We start from the raw sequence: 16,388 nt of genomic DNA on the forward strand, positions 1-16,388 counted from the left end.
TCTCACTATGGAAATACAACAATTCTACTACGATAATAAAATCGTTAAAAAATTCATTTACGCAACCATTTTTTGGGGAGTAATTGGAATGGCTGTAGGACTACTACTAGCATTCTTCTTCCTATTTCCTAACCTAACCGACGGTATTTCTTGGTTAAGTTTTGGACGTTTAAGACCTTTACATACCAATGCCGTTATTTTTGCATTTGTTGGTAATGCAATATTTGCTGGGGTATACTATTCTTCGCAACGTTTGTTAAAAGCTAGAATGGCAAGTGATACTTTAAGTAACATCAATTTTTGGGGTTGGCAACTTATTATTGTTGCTGCTGCAATTACATTACCTTTAGGATATACTTCTTCAAAAGAATATGCCGAATTAGAATGGCCTATAGATATTGCAATTGCTGTAGTTTGGGTTATTTTTGGATGGAATTTAATTGCAACACTTTTAAAACGTAGACAACGTCACCTATATGTAGCCATTTGGTTCTATTTAGCGACATTCGTTACTGTTGCCGTTTTACATATTTTTAATAGTTTAGAATTACCTGTTAGCGCATTTAAAAGTTATTCTGTTTACGCTGGTGTACAAGATGCCTTAGTACAGTGGTGGTATGGACATAATGCAGTAGCATTCTTTTTAACAACACCCTTCTTAGGATTAATGTACTATTTTGTTCCTAAAGCAGCGAACAGACCGGTATACTCTTATAAATTGTCTATTGTTCACTTTTGGTCTTTAATCTTTATTTATATCTGGGCAGGACCTCACCATTTATTATATTCAGCTTTACCAGAATGGGCACAAAATTTAGGTGTAGCCTTTTCAGTAATGTTATTAATGCCATCTTGGGGTGGTATGATAAACGGGTTATTAACCTTAAGAGGTGCTTGGGACAAAGTAAGAACAGACCCTGTTTTAAAATTCATGGTTGTAGCCATTACAGGTTATGGTATGGCTACTTTTGAAGGTCCGCTTTTATCTCTGAAAAGTGTAAATGCTGTTGGTCACTATACAGACTGGATTATAGCTCACGTTCACGTTGGTGCATTGGCATGGAACGGATTCTTAACCTTTGGTATGATTTATTGGTTAGTTCCAAGATTATTTAAGACAAAATTGTACTCTATAAAACTTGCAAACCTACATTTCTGGATCGGAACTTTAGGAATTGTAATGTACGCACTTCCTTTATATGTTGCTGGATTTTTACAAGCAAGTATGTGGAAACAATTTAACCCAGACGGTACTCTTGTTTACGGTAACTTCTTAGAAACCGTAACAGAAATTATCCCTATGTATGCTATGCGTGCTATTGGTGGTACATTATACTTAACAGGTTTACTTGTATTAGTATATAATGTTGTTGTAACAATTAAACAAGGATCTGCTGTAACAGACGAATTAGCAGAAGCACCTGCTTTAGAGCGTGTTTCTAAAAGACGTGTTGCTGGTGAAGGTTTCCATACGTGGCTAGAACGTAAACCTATTCAATTAACAATTTTAGCGACTATCGCTATTTTAATTGGAGGTATTATACAAATTGTACCCACAATAATGATTAAATCTAATATTCCTACTATAAGTAGTGTTAAACCATACTCCCCTCTAGAACTTGAAGGTCGTGATATTTATATTCGTGAAGGTTGTGTAGGCTGTCACTCGCAAATGATTAGACCGTTTAGAAGTGAAGTAGAACGTTACGGAGAGTACTCTAAAGCAGGAGAATATGTTTACGATCACCCATTCCTATGGGGTAGTAAACGTACAGGACCAGATTTACATCGTGTTGGAGGAAAATATTCAGACAACTGGCACTTAAACCATATGTATGATCCACAAAGTACGTCTAGTGGCTCTATCATGCCAGCTTACCAATGGATTGTTAGAAACGAATTAGATAAATCTGATACAGAAAACAAAATGGAAGTTATGGTTACTTTAGGTGTACCATATTCTGAAGAAGACATTGCCAATGCACAACAAAGTATGTTAGAACAAGGAACTGCAATTGAAAAGAATTTATATAACGATCCTGATTTTGCTGAAACATACGAAAACGATAAAAAATCGGCTGCAGAAAGTGGTGATGATTTTGTTGAAATGAAAAATCGTGAAATTGTAGCACTAATAGCCTACTTACAACGATTAGGAACAGATATTAAAGTAAAAGAAGTAGAATAAATAAACTATTTAATCATGTTAAGCTTCGTAAAAAATTATATGGATAGTATTGCGGGTATAGAAATATACCCAATACTGTCACTTTTAATATTCTTCGGATTTTTTGTTATTCTTTTTTGGTGGGTACTTACTGCTAAAAAAGATTATATCGAATCTGTAAGCAACCTTCCTTTTGAAAAAGATAACCACCAAAACGAAACCACATTATGAGAAAACACATACCATCATACATAAGAGTACCCGTCTTATTCTTTCTAATAGCCGGATTAGTTGAATATTTTGTAGATTCAGGAAACGAACCCGCTTTTATAAAATACCCAATAGTATTGGTTTTCTTACTTTTAGTTTTAGTAGTTATTATGTCTATCGAAGGTATTGTAACTGCTCTAGACAACATCCTATACCAAAGTTTAGATGAAGAAGGAAAAGCAAGATATATTGCTAACAGAGACAAAACACCTAAATTTATTCAGTGGATTAGAGACACTTATATTAAGTCTCTAGGACAAAAACCTATTGCTCAAGAAAGTGAAATTATTCTAGATCATAATTACGATGGTATTCGTGAATTAGATAACCAACTTCCACCATGGTGGAAATATGCCTTTTACATCTCTATCGTTTTTGCTATAGTGTATATGCTTAAATACGAGGTTTTTAATGGTGATTCTCAAATAGATGAATATCAAACAGAACTAGCAGATGCAAAAATTGCAATTGAAGAATATAAAAGAACAGCTAAAGATTTAGTTGATGCTAATACAGTAACTTTATTAACAGATGCTTCAGATTTAAATGCTGGTAAAGCAACGTTCCAATCTAACTGTGTCGCTTGTCATATGGCAGATGGTGGAGGTGGAATTGGTCCAAACCTTACCGATGATCATTGGATTTTAGGTGGAGGAATTAAAAATGTATTCCATACTATTAGTGAAGGTGGTCGTGACGGAAAAGGTATGATTGCATGGAAACAAAGTTTAAAACCTGCACAAATTGCTCAAGTTGCTAGTTATGTTTTAAGTTTGCAAGGCACAACACCTGCTAAACCTAAAGAAGCTGAAGGTGACATATGGGTAGCAGAGAATGTTGCTGAATAAATAACACTGAAAAATTGATATTAAAACTCCACTAAATAATGGAAACTCCAGAGCAAGAAGTATTTCGAGATACTATTGGCACTATAACGGAAGACGGAAAACGCGCATGGGTATACCCCAAAAAACCTAGTGGAAAATTATACGACAAACGTAAACTTGTTAGTTACTTTTTATTAATCATTTTAATTATAGCTCCGTTTATAAAAATTAACGGAAATCAATTTTTAATGTTTAATGTTTTAGAACGCCGTTTTAATATTTTCGGGTTCCCTTTTTGGCCTCAAGATTTCAAACTCTTTGTGGTTTCACTCTTAATCGGAGTAGTATTCATTACATTGTTTACAGTCGCATTTGGTCGTATTTTCTGTGGTTGGATTTGTCCACAAACTATTTTTATGGAAATGGTTTTCAGACGAATAGAATACTGGATAGATGGTGATCGTGGTAAACAAATGCGTTTAGAACGTCAGCCTTGGAATGCAGAAAAAATAAAAAAACGCCTTTTAAAATGGTTTTTGTTTATTATTATTTCATTCTTTATTGCCAATGTTTTTCTAGCCTATTTAATTGGAGGAGACGAAGTATTATCCTATATACAGGAAGGTCCTGCAGAACATATTGGGACATTAATACCTCTAGTAATCTTTACGGCCATTTTCTACTTTATATTTACTTGGTTTAGAGAACAAGTATGTATTATTGCTTGTCCCTACGGGCGACTCCAAGGGGTATTATTAGACGATAAATCTATTATTGTTGCTTACGACCATAAACGTGGTGAAGGTGAAAATGGAAGAAAAAAATTCCGTAAAAATGAAGACCGAGAAGCTCTTGGTCATGGGGATTGTATAGACTGTAATCAATGTGTTAATGTCTGCCCTACTGGAATAGATATTAGAAACGGAACACAATTAGAATGTGTAAACTGTACAGCTTGTATCGATGAATGTGACACTATTATGGATAGTGTTGGCTTACCAAAAGGGCTAATTAGATATGCTAGTGAAGATGAAATTGAAAAGAAAGAAAAATTCAAATTCAATTTACGTTTAAAAGGCTATACAGCTGTTTTAATAATATTATTACTTGTTTGGGGCGCAATGCTATTTACAAGAAACGACTTAGAAGCTACCGTTTTAAGACTTCCAGGTCAATTATATGAACATAAAGAGAATAACATTATTAGTAACGTGTTTACTTATAAATTGATAAACAAGACGAATGATGATATTGATGATGTTACATTTAAATTAGTTGATTATCCAGGAGAATTGAAATTAGTATCTGCTAGTGATCATTTTATAGTACCAGGACAAGGTTTAGCAGAAGGCACATTGTTTATAGAAATAAAACAATCGGACTTAAAAGGAGATAAAAATAAATTAAAATTAGAGGTTTATAGTCACGATAAATTAATCGAAACAACAACGGTGAGCTTTATGGCTCCTAGAAGTTATAAATAATACTTACTTAAAGCATAATGTCATGAGAATTAATTGGGGAACAGGAATTGTTATTGCTTTTGGGTGTTTTATTGCATTCATCATGTATTTAGTTGTAAATATGGTGACCGATAAAAAATATCATCACGATTTAGTTGTAGAAGATTATTACAAACAAGAATTAACACTACAAGATGATATTGATAAAGAAGAAAATGCTTTAAAATTAGACGAAAATATAAGTTGGACACACACTGATGAAGGGATTCTTATACAATTTCCAAATTCAATGAACATCTCTAAAATTAGTGGAACAGTATCTTTATATAGACCTTCTAACAAATCTTTAGATTTCGATTTACCAATAGTTCTAAGTTCTCATACTTTATTAGTTCCTAAAGAAAAATTAATTGATGGTCGTTGGAATTTAACTGTAGATTGGAAAAACAACAATTCTAGTTACCTATATAAGAACTCTCTAGTTTACTAAAATGTTTATTTCAGCCTTTATATTTGGCCTATTAGGAAGTTTTCATTGCGTTGGTATGTGCGGTCCTATTGCATTTATGCTCCCGGTAGACAGAAGTAATTCTCTAAAAAAAATAAGTCAGATATTCACCTATCATTTCGGACGCCTTCTTGCATACAGTATTATTGGTCTTGTTTTTGGTTTTTTAGGTAAAGGACTTTATGTCTTTGGGCTTCAGCAAAAACTTTCAATTGTTATAGGTGTTTTACTAATTATTGTTGTACTTCTACCTTATAAAACGTTCAGTAAGTACAACTTTTCGAAGCCTATATTCAAAATTATTTCAAAAGTAAAAAAAGGTATGGGTGTTGCGCTTCAGAAAAAAACAGCAGACACTTTCTTAACCATTGGCTTTTTAAATGGATTTCTTCCGTGTGGATTAGTCTATATGGCCGTATTATCTTCTATCGCAACAGCACATCCTTTACAAGGGAGTTTATATATGTTTTTATTTGGTTTAGGAACCATTCCGCTAATGACAACAGCCATATATTTCGGAAATATGCTAAGTAGTTTAGCTAAAAAACGTATTCAGAAATTAATTCCGGTATTCGTTATAATTATAGGTATTCTCTTTATTATTAGGGGTCTTGGTCTTGGTATTCCTTATATGTCTCCAAAAGTGAATACAGATACAGTAGAAAGTACTATGGAATGTGTAGAATAAAAAAAGGGAATTATTTTAACATGTAAAACAACTCCCTTCTTAAACTAAAAATTAACTAACAAACTTTTTAATTCTATTTTATAACCAACCAAAATTATAATAGAATTGTTTAAAAAAAACTAACTATTTATTACTGTAAATGTAAGTGCTTACTAGTACGTACACAAACTTGTATTTAAACTTTACACTTTATTTAACACAGACTGTTAAAGACTTCTAAATTTCACAGCAAAATCGTCCATTTTAATTAAAATTATTAACATTTCTATAAAGCAAAACATGCTTTCATTTTAGCCCTAAATTCTAATTTTGCATTACCTTTGACTTAGATTTGAATTTGAATAAATATTCTGTAATTTAGAAATTCAATATAATAACAAAAAATATCTATCATGAAAAGAATAACAATTCTTATGGCTGTATTTGCTTTAGCTTTAACTACAAGCTGTAAATCAGACAAAAAAGAGACTCCAGCAACAGAAAGTGAAACTCCTGTAGAAAAAACAGAACAATTTGTAATTAAACCAGAAGGTACTACTGTAAACTGGACAGCTTATAAAACAACAGCTAAAACTCCTGTCTCTGGTGTATTTACTACTTTAAATTTTAAACCTCATTCTGGAGCATCTGTACAAGAAGCTTTAAATGATGTTGAATTTTCTATACCAGTAAGCAGTATTTTTTCTAAAGACTCTATTCGTGATGGTAAATTGCAAAAATTCTTTTTCAATGTTATGGCCGATACAGAATTTTTAAAAGGAACGTTAAAAACTACTTCTGCAACAGAAGCCGTTGCAACTATAACTATGAATGGTGAAACTCACGATTTACCACTAGCATATAGCGTAACAGAAGACAGACGAGTTTCTCTTACCGGTGTTATGCAATTAAAAGATTGGAAGGCACTTGATGCTTTAGGTACATTACACGAAGCGTGTTTAGTTTTACACACAGGTGCAGATGGTGTAAGTAAAACATGGGAAGAAGTCGGAATTAAAATAGACACCTATTTAAGAGAACAATAAAATCTCTTTAATATATAATAATAAAAAAGCTGCTTTATGCAGCTTTTTTTTGTGAATAGATTTAACTACTTTCATACCTTATAAATAACTATATGCAGTTAGAACATCTTATTGAACAATTCCAGCAAAAAGACGAGAAGGCTTTTGAAATGTTATATAATATGTATGCCAAAAACATCCATGGTGTCATCTTTAATATTGTAAAAGATCAAGATATTGCTGAAGAAATTATGCAAGATGTTTTTATCAAAGCTTGGCACAAAGCTGAAACTTATTCTGCCGATAAAGGACGTTTTTTTACTTGGATTTTAAATATTGCACGTAACGCTGCTATAGACAAAACCCGATCTAAATCTTTTAAGAATAAAAAACAAAACCTTGATGCTCAATTTTTCGTAGATATATTAGAACACGGAGATAATTTAAATGACAAAACCGATGCAATTGGCATTGAAAAATTTGTAAATAAACTAGCTGAAAAATGTATTGAAGTTATTGAGTTGTTATACTTTAAAGGATATACCCAAAAAGAAGCATCAGAAACTCTAAATATGCCTATTGGCACTATTAAAACAAGAAATAGAAACTGTATTAACAAGTTACGCACTATAGTATTAAACTAATATGGATATAAATAACTACATAAATTCTGGTATTTTAGAACTGTATATTGCAGGTGCGCTTTCGGAAGAAGAAAACAAGGACGTATACAATATGATGCAGAAACATCCTGAAGTTTTAAACGAAGTCTTACAAATTGAAGCTGCTATTTTAAAATTAACAGCACACACTGCTCCTAAAAATACTGTCTTAAATTTTAAACCGATTGCAGATAAAATACGTAAACCAAATGCAGATGCTAAAATTATAAATATGAAGGCCGAAAGACTAAGATCTAGTTGGCTGTCATTTACTGGTTGGGCTGCAGCTGTAATATTAGGGGTTGGTTTATTGTGGTCTATACAAGAAAATTCTGAATTACAATCTAAAATTACTGTTACTGAAACAGATAATGAATTCCTAGAACAACAAATACAAATAGCAGACTCTGATTTAAAACAGGCTAAAAGTTTAATTACTATTTTACGAGATAAAGATATTTTAGCCATTCCGCTTGGCGGACAAGCCGTTTCGCCAGAAGCTTATGCTAAAGTATATTGGGATAAATCGGAAAACAGTATCTATTTAGACGTACAAGGACTACCAGACCCTCCAGAAGGTAAAGTATACCAAGTTTGGTCATTAACTTTAAATCCGTTAACGCCTACTAGTTTAGGTACATTAGAAAACTTTACAGCAGACGATAATAAAATATTTGCTATGAAAAATACTAATAAATCTGAAGCTTTCGGAATTACATTAGAGCCTGCTGGTGGAAGTAAATCCCCTACTCTAGAACAACTTTATACTCTAGGTACAGTGGCTTCAGTTTCATAAATTTTATGACCGTAAATAGTCTATAAAATGCTCATGATTAAGATATATATCTTAATCATGAGCATTTTTACTTAGTAATCCAATCATAATGAAACAATTCTTAGTTTGATATTATAACTTATAAAGCAAACGATTATGAAAAAATACCTACTTTTCATCTCAATATTACTTCTATTAATAAGTTATAACAACAAAACCGATAAAAGAATAATTCTATAATTGGAATGGCTTTCAAAAATTTCAAATAACTAAATGCTTTTATTGATTATACTAAAATAAGCGATACGTCTTTTTACGATAACAAATTTTTCGACCCCGAGTATAGCATTCTACATTTACGTAATCAAATCAACAATTAATCTTTTTTAACAGTATTTCTCGAGACTCCCTTAACAGTAGAATTTATAAAGTGTTGGATACATTAATAATTAAAAATCTTAGTACATCTGAACTTATTACCATTGGGTATTCTGAATTTGATAAAGACAATAATATCAATCTTATTTCAATTGTTGATAAAACAGACAGCTTATATATTCAGAGTATTAAAAAAGTATGGAAAGCGAATAGAGAAACACATAAGATAGAAACTGTAAGCAATCTCATTGATATTAATTGTATTAATGAAGCATTCAGTTTATTATATTATCCAAAATTAAAATGACTCACTCTTAAAACACATTTACCTTCTTCATGAAATAATAATCATACATATAAACACAAAAAGCGTCTGTTATTTTACTAACAAACGCTTTCACTCAATAAAAACCACCAACAAAAAATTATATATATTTTAAATATTTTTAATACGTTGAATATTAACAGGTCCTAGTTCGTAAGATGCTGTTAGTAATTCTTTTTTCAAAACATTAGCTTCTTCTATTTTACCATTGTCTTTGTAAATTTGAGCGACATGCAATAATATTAAAGGCTCGAAACTTTTACCTTTAACATGTGTTTCAATAATGTTTAAGGCTTTTTTAGACTCTCCTTTTTTATAATAACTCCACGCTAATAAATCGTAAGAATGCGGTGTTGGCCTGTTTTCAACTTCGCGTTCTGCTAATTTCAATGCAGAATTAAAACGCTGTAAATCGTCTGTATATACTAATGTATTATATGCATTATACATATCACCATATTTCTTATCATCTACTGCTTTTAAATACGAATTTAAATACTTCGTTTTAGAGAAATCGTCTCCCATAAATTCAGCAATTTCTGCTTTAAACAGCTCATAATCTGGAGTTTTATGAGATTCTGTAACTTTATTTAAAATACGCATGGCTTCTTCCGGGTTTTTATCGTTTGAATATACAATCCAAGCAATACCTTTTTTTGAATACGCATCTGAGGGATCTAATTCTAAAGTCTTTAAATAATATTGATATGATTTTTCTATCTGACCATTATGACCGTAATAATCTGCTATATTGGTATAAATCCATTGTTTTGTATTTGAATTATTAGAAGATTCTGCTATTTTTAGAGCGTTCTCCATATACTTGATGGCCCCGTCTAAATTCCCTTCATGGTCCTGCCATTTAGCTAACCGAATGACATAGTCAAAATCGTTAAAATCCTGAATTTTGATTAAATATTTTTTAGCTTCGGTTATATTACCTAATTCTAAATACACATCGAAAAGCATGTTTTGTGTCCCTTTTAAATGTTCCCCTTTAACTTCTGCTTTTTTAAGTAAACTTAACGCTTCTTTAAAACGATGTTGCGAAATGTAATTTCTAGACAAGGCTCTTAATATTCCAGAGTTACCATAATGTGTACGTGTATTTGCTTCAACCAAGTCGACTTCTGCTTCAATTAAATAATCAATATTCCCTGTAATTTTAAACATAGAAGACAAAGACGCAGCTTTCTTCAATAAATAAGGAAACTGATTTGGGTTTTCGTTCAATTTGTCGTCCCAAAATGCATAATCGGCTTCTATTGAAGACAGCGACTTTTGGTCTTCTACTTCTACGTAGCAATTATAATCGCTCGTCTGAGCTATTTTTTTTGATGTTTTGGTATTACAACTAAAACAAAGTAATGCGAATACCAAAAGAGTAAAATGTTGTGTAGTTTTCATGATGTGAGTGTTTTTATTTTTAAAACACTAGGGCAAATAGCGTGTTACCCTAGTGTTTAGTTTAAATTACCAAGCAGAAGCTAAGTAAGGAAATGAACTTAAAAATGCTTTATCGTTGGCATCTACATTATCATCAGATAGTCCTGGATTTTCGGTAAAATCTTCTCCACCAAAAATTAATAACAATTCTACAGTAATCACATCGTCTGCCAATGCTCTTCCTGTTAATACATTTGTACCATCGTAAAATGTAGTTGTACCGTCTAAAGACACCGTTAGGACATCTGTTGCAAGTACACTTGTAAATGTAGTAGCATCTAATCCTAATGCATTTGTATCGCCTTCCATAGCGTAAGCTGGACTTAAACTTTCTAGATTGTTTTGAAACATAGTTTGATATGCTGCACCTTGCTCTGAAGGAATAGTTACGTTAAAGTCGTCTTTAGATGCAGATGACACAAATACAGTATTTATGGCTGGTCTACCCATTTGATCCGCTTGCATATAAGTTCCTGTAAAATCAGGTTCAACCGGATCTATAATCATGTTATTATCGTCGTCGCTTGAACAATTAAAGGCTAATAAAGAAACGCCCACTGCTAAAAGTGTATATTTTAAAGTTTTCATAAGTGTATTTTTAAATGGTTAATTATTATTTTGTTTTAGATTCTACCCAAGTATTTATTGTACCTGAACCACCAATCAAGCTTTTTGGTACTTCTACCACTACAGACATTACGTTAGTTCCTGCAAAAGTGTCGCTTCCTACTTCGTTAAAACTTGTAGCATTTCCTGCGATAATTTCAGAGAATTGTGCAAAATCCATGAAAAACGGATCGTCTCTTGGTCCTGCAAAAAACTTCATGTCGTTGCTATTCTCTATAATAGCAGTTCCGCCGTAAGCAGAAATATCTACCATAGAAGTTGTTGCTGTCGTTTCAATAGTACTACTTAAACCTGTTGTTGTTGGTTTAACGGGACCAAAGAAATACATTACTCCGTCGCGAGGAATAGCTTGAATAACGTAGTCTTCAATTTTATCATCATTAGTATCGATGTTAATTTCAATTAAAGTACTCTCGTCAAACATAGCGTCGCTAGAAGCTGCAGGACTTAATAACCCTTGTACATTAGCAACAAACACTATATTGTCTGTATTTTTACCTTGAAAGGCATAGAAATCTGTAATATCGCTTGTTCCTCCTTTTACTGCTGGAGCATCGATATGATCGGCTGCTACCATAAAGAAACCTGCTATTGATAAAGCTCCGATTCCTAAAATAATTTTCATTGTTTTCATAATAATTGAGATTTAGTTAATGATTTATTTGACTCTCACACATACCTACGAGAAAAAGAAAGTAGCGGTTTTGTTAAAATTATGTTAATGTAAAAAAATTGAATTTTTAACCTTTAAAAACTACATTTGTAAGACTAAGACTAAATGCTATGAATCCATCGGCTAATGGCTGGATAAAAAAACTAATTAAAGAACTATCCAACCAAACCTTATTAGACAATCCTACAGATTACGACTTTTATAAGGCGTTCCGAAATTCGGGGTTCATTTATGGTTACAACATTAAAGTTGTAAACGACTATATTATTAACGAAGATCTTACTGAAGAAGAATTATGTAAGGTGAATTTATGTATTGCGTTTATAAACACACATAAAACTAGCGGTACCGAAACAGATCTTTTTGAAAGTATAATTGATTTTTACACGGCTATAAACGAAAACAAAACGTCTTTTTTAGGAGACCTTTTAGGAAGAGATTCTGCTGAAGTATTAGTAGAAAAAATAATGCATAAGCGTATTCAGATACATGAAAACGTTATTACTAAAAACTTCAATCATTACATTACTAATGTATTGTTGTATATAGATATTATTGCTTACGACCACTTCTTAGAAACAAAATCGATTTCAAAATCGTATTTAGAGATTTTAGAATCCACTATAATTACTATTGTTATAGAAGCTTTAAATTTAAAATCTGAAAAGAGTGATTATGATAAGAGTTTAATTGAATTGTTTCAATCGTCTTTACGTTACGAACAAATTGGTGAATTAACTTATGCAGAAGCAATACAAAATGCAAAAACACTAAAACATAATTTATACTATTTAGATATTGCATGTATGGCGGCATGGAGTGACTCTTGGATTGAACCTGCCGAAGCAAAATTTCTAGAAAATTTAAGTATATCTCTTCTTATTAATGATAAAGAACGGAATGAATCTCTAAATTCTATTAACCTGTTTTTTAATGCCAATCGTGATGAAATACCATTATTAAGTGCGAAGAATGTTGTAAAAAGTTTTTACAATCGATCTTCTCAAATGGTGAGTAAATTAATTATGAGAAACAGTAATCGGTTATTGAGAGAATTACGAGATAGTAAAGAATTAATGATTTTATTGTCAAAATCTACCGTTCGGGATTTAACACCTCTAGAACGCAAAAAGGTAAACGAACAGCTTTTAGATATTTTTAAAAGCATACCCAGTTTAGCCATATTTTTACTTCCTGGAGGCGCTATTTTACTACCTATCGTGATTAAGTTTATTCCTAAACTGTTGCCATCGGCTTTTGATGATAACCGTATTGAAGATGAACACGAGGATTAAATGTGGTTCTAAAAGACTATTCTAACCAGTCTTTAAACGATTTCACACGTTCTCTAGCAACAATAACCTGATCGTCTTTATACGAGTTTAGTTTAATTTCCAATCGTGAATTGGTATAGTTTACCATATCGTGAATGGCATTAATATTTACAATAAATTTTCTATTTATTCTGTAAAATGCATTGGGCTCTAATTCTTGTTCTAATTGGTCTAAAGTTGAGTTTAAAAGATAGTTTCTACCTGAATTTGTATGAAGGTACGTCCCTTTGTTTTCACTATAAAAACACTCGACATCGTCACTATTAATCAGTTTTAAATGCTGACCAACTTGTACCGAGAACCGTTTTTTATAGGTGCGGTCTAACGGGTTTACTAGCAGATTTTTAATTTCGTTAAAATCTAAAACCACTTGTTCTTGTTTTGGGATTCGGGTTTTAAACTTTTCAACAGCTAATTCCAAATCATCTTCGTCTATAGGCTTAAGCAAGTAATCGATACTATTTAATTTAAAAGCTTTAAGAGCATATTCGTCGTACGCTGTTGTAAATATTATGGCCGATTCTATGTTAACGCTTTCAAAAATCTCGAACGATAAACCGTCGCTTAATTGTATATCTAAAAAGATAAGTTCCGGATGTTCATTATTTTGAAACCATAGTATCGATTCTTCTACAGAATGCAACAGCACATCTACCTCTAAACTTAGTTGATTAACCATACGTTGCAGGCGTCTTGCCGATGGTTTTTCGTCTTCTATTATAATAACTTTCATAAGGGATTAAAACTTCTAATATTAAACTGTATGCTAATTGGTACTGCGTGAGGGATTGGAGCAAGCTACCGTGTAGCGCGGAAAGCGCGGTTTTGGAGCCTTAGCGGAAAAACACGCCCAAATTATTCCCATTTATGGTTCCGTTCTTTTTCCATAAGCTCTTTAATCTTATCGTCTTCCCAATTTTTACCAATTACCAGTGTTGGTAAAAATACAGACACACCATGAGCTAGTAGGCCAATTCCCCAAGAGCCTAAGGTTATAAAATTTTTCCATTGGAAATAGCTTTCTCCTGGATCCAAATTTTTAATATTTATTAACACAAGTACGAGGTTAACAACTATATATATTAAAGTATGTCTATAAAAACCACTAATACGTCTTACTCGTTTTTTTGCGCGTTCGTAGCGTTCTTGTTCAAAGTGTGAATTGTCCATTAGTTCCAGTTTTTTTGTTGTTTTTCTTCCTTTAAAATAGATTCTATCTTACGCTCTTCCCAAGATTTTCCATAACCAAATACAGAAAACCCGTGAATTATAAGCCCCATTCCCCATCCTAACATCGGGTACCAAAACCATTGATGTCCCCAGAAAGTTTGATAATTAATAAATATTAAAAACGGAATGACAACACAGTATGATACTAAGTTCCCGTAAAACCCTTTAATTTCTTCTACGCGTTTCTTTGCACGATTATATGCCTCTTGCTCGTTATAATTATGTTTTATTTGTTCCATTGTTGTAATGCGTTTTGTAAGTATTGGTAATTTAACTGCGAAATACGTTTCGGTTTCGTCTATCAATACTTTTCTGTTAGTTAATATGCCGTAGCGATTTACAATATTCTGTAACCCTACGCCTTTTCTGGTTTGTAAAACCTCTTTCTTTTGTAAATTATTCTTCACAACCAAGACATTGTCTTCTATGGTTATGTTAATTTCTAATGGTTTTTGCTCGCTTACCGTATTGTGTTTTATGGTGTTTTCTAACAACAACTGCAAGGACAAAGGCACCACTTTAGCTTCAGGGTTGTCGTAGTTTTCTGGTAAGTGAAAAACGATGCTGTTTTCGAATCGCATTTTAAGCAAATTCATATACGTTTTTGCAAACTTCAATTCTTCTTCGACTGTCACTAATTCTTTATCTTTTTGCTCTAATACATAGCGGTAAATTTTAGATAAAGACACTGTAAAACGTTGTGCGCTATCTGGGTTTTCTTCAATTAAAGACGTTAACACGTTTAGACTGTTGAATAAAAAATGCGGATCGATTTGATTTTTTAAACTCTCGAATTGTGCACTTGCAGTTCCTGCAATAACCTTTTGTTCTTTAAGTTTATTTTGCTGGTACGCATTGTAATAATACACTAGATGAAATACGATAACAATGCTAATCGTCATCCAAAACCCAAAAATGTAATCTGAAACCCTTTCGGTTGCTACAAACTCACTAAACGTAGCATCTTGATACACCATTTTGGTAAATCCGTGAATGATAAAAAGACCAGCTATAGTAATTAGAGATGCTCCAACAAACCCCGTTAAGACTCTTACGATATGCTGATTAGGTTTCCATGGGCGTTTAGATAAGTAATCGAAAAAAGCCATGTTTGAATATCCTAATACAAAAGCATACAGTTGGTAGAATATAAAATCTATAAAGAAATCGTTAACCGAATTATAATTAAATCCGCTAAACCATAAATTCCCGATAAGGTACACCACACAGCCTATTGCAAATGTAATCGCTATACTTTTTACTGATTTAATCATATTCAAAGTCCTCGTTCTAATTATTTACATGATGCTAACACGTGCTTAGCTCGTGCTTCTCCCCATTTAGGATGAAATGCAGATTCCGGTTTAAAGTTAACAAAAAGTTCTAATGCATGCGCTATATCCTTACAAAACGGAGCCGTGTCTTGTCCGAAATACTTTGCACTTCCCATACCCCATTCTGCTTTCCCTAAGACCACCATTGGATTTTCTGGAGCCAATGCATATGCTTTATTATACAATTCTGTAATTTTAGCAGAATATTTCATCCCGTAAGTCATGCCATCGAACGCTACCCAATTGGTGTAAATTTGAGCTTGTAACACCATGATATCGGCATTATTAGGACTTATACCTTTTGCGGTGTTTAAATACTCCTGTGCCTTGTCTAAATTAGCTTTAAGCACCGTTGCATCTTTCTCCGTCCAACTCTTTAAGCTGTTTAATTGAGCCACGTAGTAATTAGGTAACCATTGGTCGGGTTCGGCAGATGCAATACGCTCGAAAAGTTGTTCTGCTTCTGCTTGTTTATTGTCTTGCCATAACGCAAAAGCCTTTTGCATACCGGTTTCAAAATTGGATTGTGCATTAGTTACTGTATTCACTAAAAGCACGACTAAAAGAATTAAATGTTTCATATTATTTTGGTTGATTAATTATTATAAAGCAAATATCTATGTAACGTCTTGGTTTCTAAAAAACGAAATACCGAACTGTAGTTTTTGTATGATGAA

At 32.5% G+C, this 16,388-nt stretch carries 18 protein-coding genes; 11 read left to right on the plus strand and 7 right to left on the minus strand.

Annotation, left to right across the window (positions count from 1 at the left end):
- Nucleotides 1-7: 7 nt before the first annotated feature.
- The 10 genes from ccoN (at nt 8) to Q1B05_RS14990 (ending at nt 9,049) form a co-directional block, all read left to right on the plus strand.
- On the plus strand, nt 8-2,188 hold the full coding sequence (gene ccoN / locus Q1B05_RS14945; RefSeq protein ID WP_299781760.1) for a cytochrome-c oxidase, cbb3-type subunit I: 2,181 nt from the start codon (nt 8-10) through the stop codon (nt 2,186-2,188).
- Nucleotides 2,189-2,203: 15 nt separating this feature from the next.
- Nucleotides 2,204-2,398 (plus strand): CcoQ/FixQ family Cbb3-type cytochrome c oxidase assembly chaperone, encoded by a 195-nt coding sequence (locus Q1B05_RS14950; protein ID WP_299781761.1) that lies wholly within the window; start codon nt 2,204-2,206, stop codon nt 2,396-2,398.
- On the plus strand, nt 2,395-3,285 hold the full coding sequence (locus Q1B05_RS14955; protein ID WP_299781762.1) for a cbb3-type cytochrome c oxidase N-terminal domain-containing protein: 891 nt from the start codon (nt 2,395-2,397) through the stop codon (nt 3,283-3,285). Before Q1B05_RS14950 ends, Q1B05_RS14955 begins: the two co-directional genes overlap by 4 nt.
- A gap of 38 nt (nt 3,286-3,323) precedes the next feature.
- Nucleotides 3,324-4,748 (plus strand): cytochrome c oxidase accessory protein CcoG, encoded by a 1,425-nt coding sequence (gene ccoG / locus Q1B05_RS14960; protein ID WP_299781763.1) that lies wholly within the window; start codon nt 3,324-3,326, stop codon nt 4,746-4,748.
- A 22-nt stretch (nt 4,749-4,770) separates the two neighbouring features.
- Nucleotides 4,771-5,217, plus strand: coding sequence for a FixH family protein (locus Q1B05_RS14965; RefSeq protein ID WP_299781764.1), 447 nt, complete (start codon nt 4,771-4,773; stop codon nt 5,215-5,217).
- A 1-nt stretch (nt 5,218) separates the two neighbouring features.
- Entirely contained in the window at nt 5,219-5,923 is a 705-nt protein-coding gene (locus Q1B05_RS14970; RefSeq protein WP_299781765.1) for a sulfite exporter TauE/SafE family protein, read from the plus strand.
- Nucleotides 5,924-6,315: 392 nt separating this feature from the next.
- On the plus strand, nt 6,316-6,948 hold the full coding sequence (locus Q1B05_RS14975; protein ID WP_299781766.1) for a YceI family protein: 633 nt from the start codon (nt 6,316-6,318) through the stop codon (nt 6,946-6,948).
- Nucleotides 6,949-7,040: 92 nt separating this feature from the next.
- Complete coding sequence (locus Q1B05_RS14980; RefSeq protein ID WP_299781767.1) at nt 7,041-7,571, plus strand: RNA polymerase sigma factor; 531 nt, start codon at nt 7,041-7,043, stop codon at nt 7,569-7,571.
- 1 nt (nt 7,572) lies between these two features.
- Nucleotides 7,573-8,385 carry an anti-sigma factor gene (locus Q1B05_RS14985; RefSeq protein WP_299781768.1) on the plus strand — a complete coding sequence of 271 codons (813 nt, stop codon included), beginning with the start codon at nt 7,573-7,575 and terminating at the stop codon, nt 8,383-8,385.
- A 412-nt stretch (nt 8,386-8,797) separates the two neighbouring features.
- Complete coding sequence (locus tag Q1B05_RS14990; RefSeq protein ID WP_299781769.1) at nt 8,798-9,049, plus strand: hypothetical protein; 252 nt, start codon at nt 8,798-8,800, stop codon at nt 9,047-9,049.
- A gap of 129 nt (nt 9,050-9,178) precedes the next feature.
- Here Q1B05_RS14990 and Q1B05_RS14995 read toward each other — a convergent pair whose 3' ends face one another.
- The 3 genes from Q1B05_RS14995 to Q1B05_RS15005 all read right to left on the minus strand — a co-directional run bounded on the left by Q1B05_RS14995 (nt 9,179) and on the right by Q1B05_RS15005 (nt 11,774).
- Nucleotides 9,179-10,474 (minus strand): cell surface protein, encoded by a 1,296-nt coding sequence (locus Q1B05_RS14995; protein ID WP_299781770.1) that lies wholly within the window; start codon nt 10,472-10,474, stop codon nt 9,179-9,181.
- A gap of 66 nt (nt 10,475-10,540) precedes the next feature.
- Nucleotides 10,541-11,101: a DUF4331 family protein gene (locus Q1B05_RS15000; RefSeq protein ID WP_299781771.1), complete on the minus strand. Its 561-nt coding sequence runs from the start codon at nt 11,099-11,101 to the stop codon at nt 10,541-10,543.
- A gap of 25 nt (nt 11,102-11,126) precedes the next feature.
- Nucleotides 11,127-11,774, minus strand: a complete 648-nt coding sequence (locus Q1B05_RS15005) for a DUF4331 family protein (RefSeq protein WP_299781772.1) — start codon at nt 11,772-11,774, stop codon at nt 11,127-11,129.
- A 149-nt stretch (nt 11,775-11,923) separates the two neighbouring features.
- Between Q1B05_RS15005 and Q1B05_RS15010 the strand changes: the two genes are divergently transcribed.
- Nucleotides 11,924-13,108: an LETM1-related biofilm-associated protein gene (locus Q1B05_RS15010; RefSeq protein ID WP_299781773.1), complete on the plus strand. Its 1,185-nt coding sequence runs from the start codon at nt 11,924-11,926 to the stop codon at nt 13,106-13,108.
- A 16-nt stretch (nt 13,109-13,124) separates the two neighbouring features.
- Here the strand turns inward: Q1B05_RS15010 and Q1B05_RS15015 are convergent, their stop codons facing one another.
- The 4 genes from Q1B05_RS15015 to Q1B05_RS15030 form a co-directional block, all read right to left on the minus strand.
- Nucleotides 13,125-13,880, minus strand: coding sequence for a LytTR family DNA-binding domain-containing protein (locus tag Q1B05_RS15015; protein ID WP_299781774.1), 756 nt, complete (start codon nt 13,878-13,880; stop codon nt 13,125-13,127).
- Nucleotides 13,881-14,002: 122 nt separating this feature from the next.
- Nucleotides 14,003-14,317, minus strand: coding sequence for a 2TM domain-containing protein (locus Q1B05_RS15020; protein ID WP_299781775.1), 315 nt, complete (start codon nt 14,315-14,317; stop codon nt 14,003-14,005).
- Complete coding sequence (locus Q1B05_RS15025) at nt 14,317-15,651, minus strand: 2TM domain-containing protein (RefSeq protein WP_299781776.1); 1,335 nt, start codon at nt 15,649-15,651, stop codon at nt 14,317-14,319. Before Q1B05_RS15025 ends, Q1B05_RS15020 begins: the two co-directional genes overlap by 1 nt.
- Before the next feature lie 20 nt (nt 15,652-15,671).
- Entirely contained in the window at nt 15,672-16,292 is a 621-nt protein-coding gene (locus Q1B05_RS15030; RefSeq protein ID WP_299781777.1) for a hypothetical protein, read from the minus strand.
- Nucleotides 16,293-16,388 lie beyond the last annotated feature (96 nt).

Origin of the sequence: uncultured Formosa sp. (genome assembly GCF_947500765.1) — a bacterium.
In the GTDB taxonomy this organism is placed as follows: Bacteria; Bacteroidota; Bacteroidia; order Flavobacteriales; family Flavobacteriaceae; genus Formosa.